The organism is Pseudonocardia yunnanensis, from assembly GCF_039534065.1.
In the GTDB taxonomy this organism is placed as follows: domain Bacteria; phylum Actinomycetota; class Actinomycetes; order Mycobacteriales; family Pseudonocardiaceae; genus Pseudonocardia; species Pseudonocardia yunnanensis.
Map to the genome: position 1 here is coordinate 1 of NZ_BAAAUS010000059.1, position 12,881 is coordinate 12,881.

Below are 12,881 nucleotides of genomic sequence, written 5' to 3' on the forward strand. Positions count from 1 at the left end.
CTCCTCACCGCCATGGCCCACCACGGCATCCACCCCGACCGCAGCAACCACGAACTCAGCCAGGACGCCCGCACCCGCCGGCTGGTGCGCGCATGATCCACGACGGGGCCGACCGGGGTCTGCTGCGGCAGTTGTGGCAGTTCCGGTCCTACGGCCGTCCGCACCTGCGGGCGCTCTCGCTCGGTGTCGGGCTGCGGATCTGCGAACTGCTCGCCGACCTGGCCCAGCCCTGGCCGCTCGCGCTCGTCGTCGACGGCCTCTTCGCCGCCAACGGACCTCATGGACCGCCCGCGCTCCTCGCCTCGTTCGTCGGTGGTTCCACACGCTCCCTGTTGGTCGCCGCGGCTGTGGCACTGCTGGTGGTCACGCTGGCGTCAGGCGCCTTCGACTACCTCGGCGACAGGGTGATGAACGGGGCAGGCGAGAAGATCACTGCCGCCATCCGGACGGACGCCTTCGCAAACCTGCAACGGCTGCCGATGACGTATCACGATCAGCATGCGGTCGGAGAGCTCACCAGTCGGATCTCGACGGACACCGACAGGATCGAGACCAGCCTGACGGCTGTGTTCTCCACCCTGTTCCCGGGCGTGCTCTCGATCGTCGGGTTCGGCGCAGTGTTGGTCTCGGTCGACTGGCGACTGGGTTTGATCGCCGTCGGATGCATCCCGGCCATCTTTCTCAGCTCAGCCCGCTACAGCCGGCTGACCCGCCAATCGGCCCGCCAACAACGCGCCGCCGAGGGGCGCCTCGCCGGGTTCGTCGCCGAGTCGCTGCAGGGCATCCGCACCATCCACGCCTTCGGCAGCCACGACCTGCACGACACCCGCTTCGCCGCGGACAACAACGGCACCCTGCGGGCCGGCCTGCGCGCCGTCGAACTGCGGGCGCGGTTCACGCCGCTGCTCGAGGCGATCACCGCGGTAGGTACGGCCGTGCTGCTCTGGGTCGGCGGCCTCGGAGTGCTCGACGGCTGGTGGACGGTGGGTCTGCTCGTCGTCGTCACCAGCTATCTGCGGGACATGATCAAACCCGTGCGGGGGCTGTCGAAACTCTCGATGACCTTCACCCAGGGCGCGGCATCCGCGGAACGGGTGGCTGAGGTGCTCGCCCGCACACCTCCGGCGACGGACGGAACGCAGCGACTGCCCGCCCGGGCTGACGGACGCATCGACCTGGAGGACGTCGTCCTCGACTACGGACGCGGACCCGTCCTGCACCACCTCGACCTCACCATCCACCCCGGCGAGCGCGTCGCCCTGCTCGGACCCAACGGCGCAGGAAAATCCACCGTCCTCGCATTGATCGCCGGGCTCTACCAGCCCACATCAGGCACGATCCACCTCGACGGCCGAGACACCGCCGACCTGCCCAACCCGTGGCTCCACCGCCAGATCGCCGTCGTCCTCCAAGACACCTTCCTGTTCTCCGGAACACTCGCCGAGAACATCCGCTACGCCCGCCCCGACGCCACACCGGAAGAAGTCACCCGGGCGGCGCAGACCGCTCTCGTGTCCGACTTCGCCGACGACCTTCCCGACGGACTCGACACCCGCCTCGGCGACGGCGGCACCGGGCTGTCCGGCGGACAACGCCAACGCGTCGGCGTCGCCCGCGCCCTGCTCCTCGACGCCCCCGTCGTACTCCTCGACGAACCCACCGCCGGCTTCGACTCCCACGCCGAACGACTCGTCGTCGAAGCCCTCACCCGACTCGTCCACGGCCGCACCGTCATCATGACGACCCACCGCCCCGCACTCATCCGCCTCGCCACCCGCACCGTCGACATCCATGACGGCGTCGTTCAGCACCTCGGCCCGACCCCCGGTTCCTTCGATCTCGATGCGGAGGAGGAGGCAGTGCAACCGTCCGCTCCGGCCAGGAGGAACGGGACCACGGATTGATCATGACGACGGCGCCGAGGTGCGGAGACAAGGCCGCGCCAAGATCGGCCGCATCCCCGCTAAGGCCGAGCAAGGGAGTGCACCTCCAGCCGCACCAGCGCGGAGTCTCCACGGCAGATGACTGTCGAAGGAGTCGGACCGTGATGAACCAGGCTGGCGCGCTGTTGCTGCTCGCCGCTCTCGCGGCTGTGGTGGGTGTGCTCTGCACGATGAGCGCCACCCGGCGTCGCTGATCCCGCCGTTCTCCTCTCCCTGCCACACACCCTGACCGAGCCGGCCCACCGTCACCACGGCACAGGACGGCCGTCTCGGGTGAAGGTGCCGGTCGGCCCGTCGTCGGGCAGGTCGACGGCGTGCATGACGCTCGCCGCCCCGTCAGCGACGTCCCGCCCACCCGGACCGCCCATGTCGGTTGCCACCCACCCCGGACAGACGGCGTTGACCAGCACGCGATCGCGGCGCAGGTTGCCGGCCAGGGTGCGCGTCAACGCGTTGAGGGCGGCCTTGCTGACCTGATAGGCCGGAGGTCCGGCACCCATCGATGCGAGCGAGCCGGCCTCGCTGCTGACCATCACGACCCGCGGATGGGCGCTGCGACGCAGCAGCGGCAGGAACGCGAGGGTGGCCTGCCACGAGCCGAGCACATTGGTCTCGATCGCCTCGCGCACGACGGCGAGATCGACGTCCACGGCCGACTGCCAGGTGTCGTAGTGGACGGCAGCGTTGTTCACCAGGACGTCCACGCGGCCCTCCGTGACGTCCACATCGGCGGCGAGCGCGGCGAGTGCGGCCGTATCGGTGACGTCGAGCCGCACGCCTCTGATGCGGCCGCGGACGCTCGGTTGCAACTCGCGCGCCGCCCGCTCGCCGGCCGCGAGGTCGCGGGCGCCGAGCAGAACGGTGTTGCCGCGGGATGCGCATTGCCGGGCGACCTCGCGTCCGATCCCGCGATTCGCGCCGGTCACCACGACGATTCGGGGCTCGGTGATCACGTGCACAGGCTCCCGCGCTCGACGCTTTGCCGTCCATCACGATCCATGACCGGTTCGCCGGTCCCGTCGACGGCGCTGTCCCGGGCCGCGACGGCCGTGTCAGCGCGACGACAGTGCGCTGCAAGGACGTGCTCCGAGTATCGGCCGGACGACGAGGCCGGAGGACGAGATGCACGTGATCGCGAGAGCGGTGGCGGACGGGCCACCCGGTGCACCGGTCAGGGACCGGGGCAGGTGGACCACGGTCGCCGTGCTCGGGATCGGCACGTTCGCGATCGGCACCGACATGTTCGTTGTCGCCGGGGTTCTTGCCGGCCTGGCCGATGATCTCGGCGTCACGGTCGGCGCCGCCGGATTGACGGTGACGGTGTTCGCGCTGGCGTACGCAACCGGTGCGCCGCTGCTCGGCGCACTGTTCGGGACGAGGCCACTGCGGCGGACGCTGATCGGCTCTGTGGTGCTCTTCGGGCTGTTCAACGTGATGTCGGCGGTGGCGCCGACGCTCGGGGTGCTGTTCGTCGCCCGGGTGCTGAGTGCGCTCGCCGCGTCCGTATACGTGCCGGTCGCCGGCGCGGCGGCCGTCGCCGCCGTGCCGGCGAGCCACCGAGGCCGTGCCCTGGGCGTGATCCTGGGTGGCGCGTCGATCGCGATGGTGCTGGGCGCTCCGCTCGGCGTGCTGCTGGCGGCGCTGCTCTCGTGGCGCGCGGCGTTCACGCTGGTCGCGGTGCTCGCGGCGGTCACCGTGCTCGGCCTGCTGGGCAGCGGCGTCGGGTCCGGTCCGCTGATCGCCTCGACAGTGCGGGAGCGACTGCGCCCGATGCGTTCCCCGATCGTCGCCGCAACACTGGCCGTGACGTTCCTGGTGATGGCCGCGTCGAACAGCATGTACACCTACCTGGCCGTTCTGCTCGGCAGCGCGGCCGGATCGGTAGGGCTCGGACTGTTCATCGGGGCGTTCGGCCTCGGAGGCCTGGTCGGCACCTGGTCGGGTGGGGCCGCGGCCGACCGGCTCGGCAGTCGCCCGGTTGTTCTGCTGGCGGTGACCGTTCTGACGGCGTGTTTCGCCGTGCTCCCGGTCGTCGCGACGACGGTGGCCGGTGCGCTGACCCTCGTTGTCGGATGGGGGATCGCAGCCTTCGGATTCGTTCCCGCCCAGCAGCACCGGCTGATCGGACTCGATGTGGGCCGGCCGCCGCTCGTACTGGCGCTGAACAGCTCGGCCACCCACTTCGGGTTCGCGACCGGCGCGCTTTTCGGCGGTCTCGTCGTCGACGCCGGCGGGGCCGGCCGGCTGTGGCTACTCGCCTCGGCTTGCTGTGCCGCGGCGCTGATTCTGCATGCAACCCACACTCGGGAGGTTCGGTCATGATCGATTCCGCGGCCGTCGCGACATTGGGCACCATCCTCGGGATATGGGCCCACCCCGACGACGAGGCGTACTTGTCCGGCGGCCTGATGGCGCTGGCTCGTGACAACGGGTCGCGGGTGGTGTGCGTGACCGCCACCCGCGGCGAGCTCGGCACGCCCGACCCGCTGGCCTGGCCGCCGCAGCGACTGGCCGCCGAGCGCACCGGCGAGCTGGCGCGCTGCCTGAAGATTCTCGGGGTCGCCGAGCACCACTGGCTCGGGTACGGCGACGGCGAGTGCGCGCGGGCCGGTGCGTCGGATGCGATCGATCAGCTGTGCGGTCTGATCGACCGGGTTCGCCCGGACACCGTGCTGACCTTCGGGCCGGACGGCATCACCGGTCACCCGGACCACCAGACCGTCTCCGCGTGGACGACCACGGCGTTCGAGCGCGCCGCCGCACCAGGAGCGCGCCTGCTCTACTCCGCGGTCGCGGAGCGACGGGTGCCGCGGTGGCAGGAGCTCGACGAGAGCCTCGGCGTCTATCTCCCCGGCCACCCGATCACCACGCCCACGGACCGGCTGACGGTGGACCTGGAGCTGGACCGGGACATGGTCACCCGCAAGGTCCGGGCCTTGGCGGCGCAGACGACTCAGACGGCTGGGCTCATCGCCGCGATGGGCATCGACCGCTACACCGCCTGGGTCGGCGATGAGTCGTTCGCCGAAGCGGCGGCGTGCCCGGCCCTGACGACACTGGCTGCCGGGTGATCACGATCGCTTCAGGTTCCGTTCGATGGCCTGCCGGGCCACCTGGAGGACGTCCGCGCGGCTGGGCATCGGGGTGCCCGGGACGAAGGTAGGGGGTGGTTCGGGGGCGTGGGCGTGATCGACAGCGGGGGCGTCGGGGGCGTTGTCGGCCGCCGTGGCGATGACGGTGGCCGGGCCGTCGTCGCCGAGCCGGCGCAGCAGGTCGGCGAGGTTGCGCAGGGTGGTCCAGAGGTGGGTCCAGTTGCTGGTGCGGGCGAAGTAGCCGATCACGTCCCGGTAGCCGCGGAGTGCGTCGTCGACGCGGCCGGCGTCGGCGCGCACCGTCAGCAGCCCCACGGTCGCCACGCCGACGAGGAACGTCGCGCCCGAGGTGCGGGCCAGGTCGATGGCGCGCACGTAATGCTGCTCCGCCGTTTCGCGTCGCCCCGAGGAGCTCTCGATCTCCCCGACCACGTACGCACCCCACGCGAGCATCGAGGGTGAGACCGCGCCGTCGAGTCCCTGGTCGTTCAGCGCCCGTGCCCGGTCGGGATCACCGGCATAGGCCGCTGCCAGCGCGGCGATTCCGAAGCTCTCGCGGGGTGCTGTCGCCAGCGCGGCCGCGGCGAGGGAGTGCTCGATGACCTCGCCGTACGCCCCTCGGGCCAGCGCGGCCACCGACAGCGGCAGCAGGCAGTACCACGTGTCGGAGTCCTCGGTTGCCCGCTCGAGTCCGGCGCGGGCCAGCCGCTCGGCTCGCGGGTAGTCACCCCGGTGGTAGGCGGCTTCCGCCGCCGTGCCGAGTACGGCGGCGGCGCAGGGGTGGGTGGCGAGTGCGGGGTCCTCGGCCAATTCCTCGGCCCAACCCCGGATCTCCACGAGATCGCGGTAGGTGACCGCATCGAACAGCGCCGTGACCAGCGCCGCGGCGTCGTCGAGAGATCCCCGGTCGCGCACCAGCCGCCACGCGGCTCGCAGGTTCGGGAGCTCGCGGCGCAAGGCGGCGTCGGCCTCGGGTTCGCGCTCGGTGGTCATGGTGGCGCGAATCCAGGCGGTCAGCTCGACCGCCCACCGGATCAGGCCCGACGCCGCCGTCTCGTCCTCGCCTGCCGCTGCCAGCCGGTCGAGGCCGAATGCGCGCAGCGTCTCCAGCATCCGGTACCGGGTGCGCCCCGCGACGTCGGCCTCGATCATCGAGGTGTCCACGAGACGGGCCAGGGCGCTTCCCGGGTCATCGTGCACATCCAGTTCCGCGGCGAGCCGCTCGGCGGCGTCCACATCGACGCCGTCGACGAAAACGGCCAGGTGACGGAAAAGGCGGCGTTCGTCCTCCGTCAGGAGGTGGTAGGACCAGTCGATGGTGGCGCGCAGCGTCCGATGCCGCGCGTCCGCGCTGGTCCGGCCGCCGCCCAGCAGGTCGAGCGAGCGGTCGAGCCGATGGTGCAGATCGGCGAGGGAGAAGGTGGACAACCGCCCGGCGGCGAGCTCGATGGCTAGCGGCATCCCGTCGAGGCGCCGGACGATGTCGGCGACCGTCTGCAGCTCGGCCGGTGTCGGCGGGGGACCGGGACGGACCCGGCCGGCCCGGTCGAGGAAGACCGCCACCGATGGGACCTGCGGAAGATCCCCGTCGGGGCCGGGCAGCGGGAGCGGTGCCAGCCGGAAGGCGTACTCGGCGGGCAGCCCCAGCCGCTCCCGGCTGGTGGTCAGTACGGACAGGTCGGGGCAGCCGGCCAGGACGACCTCGACGGTGTCGCGGACGGCGTCGAGCAGGTGCTCGCAGTTGTCGATCACCAGCGGACCGGGGCGGTCGCTCAGGACGGCGACGCAGGCTGCGAGGACGTCGCCCTGGACGACGGTCAGGTTCAGGGCTGCCGCCAGCGCGTGCGGGATGGCGGCGGGGTCGGTGACCGGTGCGAGCAGCAAGATGGTTGCCGCCTCATACCGGCGCGCGACCTCGTCCGCGACACGGGTCTTGCCCACCCCGCCGGGCCCGACGAGCGTGACCAGCCGTTCGGCCGTGAGCAACCGGTGCAGGTCCGCGACCTCGACATCGCGCCCGATCAGCCGGCTCGCCGGCCGGGCGGGCACCGGAGCATCGCTTCGCCGGATCGGCATACGCGCCGGACCTGCGACGCCGGCCGCGATGTCGCGCTCGAGCTCGCCCAGCGCCGGTGACGGGTCGAGGCCGGTCTCCTCGGCCAGTCGATGCCGGTACTCGCGTCCGGTGCGCAGCGCCTCCGGTGCCTGCCCCGTCGTCGCCAGCGCGCGCATCAGCAGCAGGACGGCGGGTTCGCGCAGCGGGTCGTCGGCATGGGCGGTCGCGGCCAGGGCGAGAATCCCGTCGGCCTGTCCCGCGTCGATCGCGCAGGCGAGCAGTGCGTCCGTCACTTCCCGGTGCAGCTGGACGCACCCCTCGACGGCCGTGGCGATCGGCGCGATGTCGGTGAGGTCGGCGAGAACCGGGCCTCGCCACAGCGCGTACGCCTCCCGCAACAGGGCACACGCGCCGGCGGCGTCGTGACAGGCGACGGTGCGCGCCCTCTCCAACAGCGACCGCGCGTGGGCCACGTCGAGGTCGCCGGCCACGAGGTCCAGCCGGTAGCCGTCCTGCCGGGTCTGCAATCGGGCCGCCGCCGGTCCGAGGTGTGCGCGTAGCCGGGAGATGTGGGTGTGCAGTGCCTGGCGCCCGGACTCCGGCACCTCGGACGGCCACAGCGCGTCCACCAGGTGGTCGATCGTCACAGTGCGGCCCTCGGCGAGCGCCAGCAGCGCGAGCACCGCACGCCGCTTCGGTCCGGGCACGTCGACCGCGGCACCGCCGACGACCAGTCGCAGCGGGCCGAGCACATCGACGCGCACCGGCGGTGGTGCGTCCACAGCTCCCATCGGTCCACCCCCGGGTGGCCGGGCGGCCCGGCAACGACGGTGCGAGCGGCCGTTCGTCGTGCTGTCAGCCTGACGATAGCGCGTGTCAGAGCCGCGACAGTCCCGTCGCCGACCCTTGCCACCGACCGGCGACACGTCGGCCGGACCAGGAAGGAGACGGGAGATGGATCAGGAGAAGGTGACGGAGTTCCTCGGGCGGTTCGTGACCGACCTTGCGGCGACCGACGCCGCAGGCTCGGTGGTCATCGGTCACCGGCTCGGTCTCTACCGGGCGCTCGCACAGGGCCCGGCGACGCCCGAACGGTTCGCCGAGCGGACCGGGTGCCACCAGCGCTATCTCACGGAGTGGCTGCGCGGCCAGGCCGCAGGCGGGTACGTCGGCTACGACCCGGTGACCGGTGAGTTCTCGCTCAGCGACGAGCAGGCGTTCTGCCTGGCCGACCCGAACGGCCCCAACGTGCCGGCCGCATTCCTCATCTCGCTCGGCATGCTCCGCGCCGAACCGCGGATCACGGAGGCGTTCCGCACGGGCGCCGGCGTCGGCTGGCATGAGCACCACGAAGACGTCGCCGTCGGCTGTGACGCGTTCTTCCGGCCCGGATACGTCGCCGCGCTGATCCCGAGCTGGATCCCGGCGCTGGAGGGGGTCGACGCGAAGCTGACGACCGGCGCCCGGGTGGCAGATCTCGGCTGTGGGCTCGGCTCCACGTCGGTGCTCCTTGCGCAGGCCTACCCGCACACCACTGTCGTCGGCTCGGACTACCACGCCGGGTCGATCGAGCTGGCCCGCAAGCGGGCCGCCGAGGCCGGAGTCGCCGACCGGGTCACCTTCGAAGTGACCACCGCGCAGACCTTCACCGGAGAGAACTACGACCTGGTGACGATGTTCGACTGCCTGCACGACATGGGCGACCCTCTCGGCGCCGCCCGCCGGGTGCGGCAGGCGCTGGCGCCGGACGGCACCTGGTTGCTGGTCGAGCCGTACGCGGCCGACGCGGTGGAGGACAACCTCAACCCGGTCGGGCGGCTGTACTACAGCGCCTCCACGTTCCTCTGCGTGCCCAACGGGCTCTCCCAACCAGGCGGGTATGCACTCGGTGCGCAGGCCGGCGAGAGTGCCGTTCGTCAGGTGATCACCGACGCCGGTTTCACCCGGTTCCGGCGCGCCGCGCAGACCCCGTTCAACCTGGTCTACGAGGTCCGGCCGTAGGACGTCCGGCCCTGCGCGCGATCACACGGTGCGCAGGTCCATGGTGATGCGTTCGGCGACGAGCTGCTGGAACCGCTCGCACTCCGTGAAGTCCTCGTGGTCGCACTGGAGGGCGCCGTCGACGAGATCGAGTGACGTCTGGAGGGTGGCGATCCGGCGCACAAGATCCGTTCGACGGCGGTCCAGGATCGCCCGCCGCTGCGCAGGATCCCGTGCGGTGAGCATCTCGTGGATCTCCGTGAGTTCCATGCCCGCCTCCTTCGCACGAAGGATCACCGCGATCCGATAGAGATCGGTGTCGCGGTAGCGCCGCCGGTCGCCCGCGGCCCGTGCCGGTTCCAGCAGACCCATCGACTCCCAGTGCCGCAGGACGTGGGTGGCCAACCCGAAGCGCCCTGCGACCTCGCCGATGCTCATCCCGCCGGTGACGCTTGACTTCATGTCGACATTAAGAAGCACGCTGATCGGCATGTCCACCAGCACTCCAGCCAGCACCTCGATCCGGAGCCTCATCGCGGTCCTCGACGTCGTCGACGACCTTCCCGGCGCGTCCGAGGTCAGAGAACGGACCTACCAGTTGCTCGCGTCGGCGCCCGGGGAATGCGTCGTCGACGTCGGATGCGGCACGGGACGCGCGGTCGCCGAGATGCACCAGCGAGGCGTGCGCGCCGTGGGCGTCGACATCGACGACACGACGCTCGCGGTAGCTCGCGAGCGGTGGCCGGAGTCGCCCTTTCAGCTCGCTGACGCCTACCACCTGCCGCTCGCTGACGCTGAAGCCCAGGGATACCGGGCCGACAAGCTCTACCACGCCCTCGACGACCCCGGACGTGCACTTCTGGAGGCCCGTCGAGTTCTCGCACCCGGTGGCCGGATAGTGCTCGCCGGCCAGGACTGGGACACGCTCGTCATCGACTCGGACCAGCCGGAACTGACCCGCCTCCTGGTGGCGGCGCGCGCCGACACCGTTGCGAGTCCGCGGGTGGCGCGGGCGTACCGAACCCTGTTGCTCGACCACGAGTTCGCCGACGTCAGCGTCGAGGTGCACACGGGGATCTTCACCGACTCCCGCATGTTGACCCTGGTCTCCGGACTGGCCGACGCCGCGGTCGCCGGGGGAGTCCTCACCCGCGCAGAGGTGGAAGGCTGGGTCGGCGAGCAGACCGAGCGAGCCCGAAGCGGCAGATTCTTACTCGCGGTCCCGCTGTTCGTGGCGGCAGGAACGCGTCGCTGACACGGTGGCGAGCCGGCGACCGGGAGCCACCGACCTCGTCGATCACCGGTGAGCGGCCGGTGGTAGCGATCGAGCAGAGCGCTCCACCGCTGCGCGCCTCAGATCCGAGGCGTAGAGCTCGCCGGTCAGTGCGGAGACGACAGCAGCGGCGACGAGTCCACCCACCACGATCGCGATCAACAGGCCCGAATAGCCGATCGAATCGGCCACCGATGCGATGAACTGAATGCGATCACCCATTGTCCCGTTCCCTCTCCCGAGTCCCCGCGCCCGCGGTGGCGCCTGACGTCAACATGCCCGCTCCCGCTCGCCGCGGCGATGGGGCGAGCCCCACGGTCGGGGGCCTCAACCCCCCGGAACAGGTGGGGTTTGCCTCGCATGAGGTGCCTGGGACATCGCGTCGACGACGCTATCCCGAACCCTTGCCGTTCATGGGCATGGACCCCATGCCCTCTTCGGCGGGTGGCTCGCCGGGTCCGCCGTTCATCATCTTCATCATCATGTTCTGGACGGTCAGAACTGCCGGTGGCATGAGGACCAGCGGCCTCATCATGCCCTCGTCCTCATGGTCGAGGATGTGGCAGTGGTACACGTAGCGGCCGGTCTTCTGGTCGAATCGACCGGCGACCGTGACCATCTCGTTCAATGGCACGCCGACGACGTCCTTCCAGCCCGACTCCGAGGCGGCGATCCGCCGGGCCGCCCCCAGTTCGATCGGCTTGGTGGTGCCACCGAGCTTGATGTCCAGCCCGCTGGGGTCGAGGGCCCGGCGTTCGATCACCTGGAAGTTCATCACGTGGATGTGCATCGGGTGCACGATCTGCCGATTTGCCGGATCAACATTGAGGAAGTTCCACTTCTCCCAGCTTCCCGACGCCCCGTAGAAGTGGGTGGTCTCCTCGAAACTCTGGGCCGTGACGCGCAAGGTTCTCGTACCGCCGGGCAGTGCGATCCGGACGATCCCGGCGCCGGTTTCTGCGTGTGGATCCGCGTCCACGAGTTCCGACATCATCGGCATGCCCCTCGCGTCGAACGCAAGCATCACGAAGCGCTCAACCGCATCTTTCGGCACGTCGGCGGCGGTGATCCGCTTGAAGTCGCTGAGCTTCTTCGGTAGCCGGTAGGCAGCGCCGGACCCGCGGGTGGCGCCGACCCGGAACTGCATGACGTCGGGGAACGGGATATTTGCGTCAGGTGCCGGGGTGCCGGCCGGCTCGGAGGGGTCGGTGTTGACGAGCCTGAGCTTCTTGTTGGGGAATCCGGCGAAGTCGATCACGATGTCGACCCGTTCCCCCGGGTTGATCGTCAGCATCTCGTCGAGCGTGCGAGCCGTGCCCAGCAGCCCGCCGTCGGTGCCGATCACGCGGACGGCGTGCCTGACCGGCCTGCCGGTCTTCTCGTCGAGGACGGCCAGCGTGTACGCCCGCGTGAGCGAGGCGTTCAGCATCCGGAAGCGGTAGGCCCGGGCCTCCACCTGGAGGTACGGCCAGACCACACCGTTCACCATGGTGAACGGCCCGGTGGTCCCGACGGCAGCCGGGATGGCCCCATGCATCGCGGGGCTCAGCTGGACGCGCTTGATCAGGATCTGACCGTTGATCAGGCCTTTGGAGTCGGTGTCGAAATTGATGTCCGAGAGCATCAGCGGGATCTCGTAGGTGCCGCTCGGCAGGCCGAGACGGTCCTCGTCCGCATCACGGACGATGTAGTTGCCGACCAGCCCGGCCGCCACGTTGACGGCGGTGATCGGCATGGCGTGATCGTGGTAGAAGAGGTGGGCGGCCGGGCTCTCGTTCGTGTATTCGCTGAGCTGCACATCCCCGGGCGTGATCCCGGAGTCGGGCAAACCGTCGTACACAGCGTGCTGGCTTCCGCCGTGCACATGCACCGAGGTCCATGGCGTGAGCTCGGCGAGCTCACGGCGCGCCGGGGCCCCCTCCGAACCAGGCGAGTTGGTGGCCGCGAGTCCGGGCGGCGGCCCTGAAGGCTGCACGAAGACGCCCTTCACCGGGCTGGTGCCGGTGAGTGCGTTCCTCCACGCGATACGGACTCTCTCGCCGCGCTGCACTTCGATCGTGGGGCCGGGGTAATGACCCTCGTACGTCCACATCGGCGTCGGCGGCAACTGGGAGTGCAGCCGAACCCTCTTTGCGACGATGGTGATCTCGTTCGTCCCGACGGTCCTGGGCTTCAGCGTCGGGGGTATCTGCAGAGGGTCCATGAACGGGGTCAGCTTGGAGACCTGCGGGCTGGACGGCCCGGTTCGCAGCGGCCCCGAACCTGGGGTGATGATCGATGCCTCGCCCGCCGACGCCTTGCTGACGTCGTCGCTCAGCAGCTGTGTTGCTCCGTAAACGGCTGCCACCGAGGTGCCGGCAATTCCGATGAAACTACGTCGACTGTGTTCAATCACAGTATGGGGACCTCCGCACGCGATTACCGTAGCTGTAGCCGGAAAATGTTTTCGACGAATTGAATCGCGCTAGATGCGACACTACGGCCGAAGCTGTATCTTCGGAATGTGGCACTGCTGGGGTGTTCGCCGAATCAAGAGG

Annotated in this window: 10 protein-coding genes; 5 read left to right on the forward strand and 5 right to left on the reverse strand. The window is 70.3% G+C overall.

Annotated elements, in window-relative coordinates; all coding sequences use genetic code 11:
• Positions 1–92: 92 nt before the first annotated feature.
• On the forward strand, positions 93–1,904 hold the full coding sequence (locus ABD743_RS39230) for an ABC transporter ATP-binding protein (RefSeq protein WP_344728932.1): 1,812 nt from the start codon (positions 93–95) through the stop codon (positions 1,902–1,904).
• 284 nt (positions 1,905–2,188) lie between these two features.
• On the opposite strand, the gene ABD743_RS39235 is transcribed toward ABD743_RS39230, so the two are convergent.
• On the reverse strand, positions 2,189–2,896 hold the full coding sequence (locus ABD743_RS39235) for an SDR family NAD(P)-dependent oxidoreductase (RefSeq protein WP_344728934.1): 708 nt from the start codon (positions 2,894–2,896) through the stop codon (positions 2,189–2,191).
• 175 nt (positions 2,897–3,071) lie between these two features.
• Between ABD743_RS39235 and ABD743_RS39240 the strand changes: the two genes are divergently transcribed.
• Together ABD743_RS39240 and ABD743_RS39245 are read left to right on the forward strand one after the other, a co-directional pair.
• Complete coding sequence (locus ABD743_RS39240) at positions 3,072–4,265, forward strand: MFS transporter (RefSeq protein ID WP_344728936.1); 1,194 nt, start codon at positions 3,072–3,074, stop codon at positions 4,263–4,265.
• The gene (locus ABD743_RS39245; RefSeq protein WP_344728938.1) at positions 4,262–5,014 is read left to right on the forward strand and encodes a PIG-L deacetylase family protein; all 753 of its coding nucleotides are present in this window, start codon (positions 4,262–4,264) and stop codon (positions 5,012–5,014) included. The genes ABD743_RS39240 and ABD743_RS39245 overlap by 4 nt, the downstream gene beginning before the upstream one ends.
• Here ABD743_RS39245 and ABD743_RS39250 read toward each other — a convergent pair whose 3' ends face one another.
• Entirely contained in the window at positions 5,015–7,882 is a 2,868-nt protein-coding gene (locus tag ABD743_RS39250; protein WP_344728940.1) for an AfsR/SARP family transcriptional regulator, read from the reverse strand.
• Between the two features lie 163 nt (positions 7,883–8,045).
• On the opposite strand from ABD743_RS39250, the gene ABD743_RS39255 reads away from it, so the two are divergent.
• Complete coding sequence (locus ABD743_RS39255; RefSeq protein WP_344728942.1) at positions 8,046–9,092, forward strand: class I SAM-dependent methyltransferase; 1,047 nt, start codon at positions 8,046–8,048, stop codon at positions 9,090–9,092.
• 21 nt (positions 9,093–9,113) lie between these two features.
• On the opposite strand, the gene ABD743_RS39260 is transcribed toward ABD743_RS39255, so the two are convergent.
• Positions 9,114–9,563: a MerR family transcriptional regulator gene (locus ABD743_RS39260; protein WP_344729336.1), complete on the reverse strand. Its 450-nt coding sequence runs from the start codon at positions 9,561–9,563 to the stop codon at positions 9,114–9,116.
• On the opposite strand from ABD743_RS39260, the gene ABD743_RS39265 reads away from it, so the two are divergent.
• Positions 9,562–10,326 (forward strand): methyltransferase domain-containing protein, encoded by a 765-nt coding sequence (locus ABD743_RS39265; protein WP_344728944.1) that lies wholly within the window; start codon positions 9,562–9,564, stop codon positions 10,324–10,326. The genes ABD743_RS39260 and ABD743_RS39265 overlap by 2 nt on opposite strands.
• A gap of 42 nt (positions 10,327–10,368) precedes the next feature.
• Here the strand turns inward: ABD743_RS39265 and ABD743_RS39270 are convergent, their stop codons facing one another.
• Positions 10,369–10,566 (reverse strand): hypothetical protein, encoded by a 198-nt coding sequence (locus tag ABD743_RS39270; RefSeq protein ID WP_344728946.1) that lies wholly within the window; start codon positions 10,564–10,566, stop codon positions 10,369–10,371.
• Positions 10,567–10,735: 169 nt separating this feature from the next.
• The gene (locus tag ABD743_RS39275; RefSeq protein WP_344728948.1) at positions 10,736–12,691 is read right to left on the reverse strand and encodes a multicopper oxidase family protein; all 1,956 of its coding nucleotides are present in this window, start codon (positions 12,689–12,691) and stop codon (positions 10,736–10,738) included.
• Positions 12,692–12,881 lie beyond the last annotated feature (190 nt).

Coding starts and splice junctions, on each gene's coding strand:
- ABD743_RS39245 (WP_344728938.1), top strand. CDS start 4,262: ATGATCGATTCCGCGGCCGTCGCGACATTGGGCACCATCCTCGGGATA.
- ABD743_RS39265 (WP_344728944.1), top strand. CDS start 9,562: ATGTCCACCAGCACTCCAGCCAGCACCTCGATCCGGAGCCTCATCGCG.
- ABD743_RS39260 (WP_344729336.1), bottom strand. CDS start 9,563: ATGCCGATCAGCGTGCTTCTTAATGTCGACATGAAGTCAAGCGTCACC.
- ABD743_RS39255 (WP_344728942.1), top strand. CDS start 8,046: ATGGATCAGGAGAAGGTGACGGAGTTCCTCGGGCGGTTCGTGACCGAC.
- ABD743_RS39250 (WP_344728940.1), bottom strand. CDS start 7,882: ATGGGAGCTGTGGACGCACCACCGCCGGTGCGCGTCGATGTGCTCGGC.
- ABD743_RS39230 (WP_344728932.1), top strand. CDS start 93: ATGATCCACGACGGGGCCGACCGGGGTCTGCTGCGGCAGTTGTGGCAG.
- ABD743_RS39270 (WP_344728946.1), bottom strand. CDS start 10,566: ATGGGTGATCGCATTCAGTTCATCGCATCGGTGGCCGATTCGATCGGC.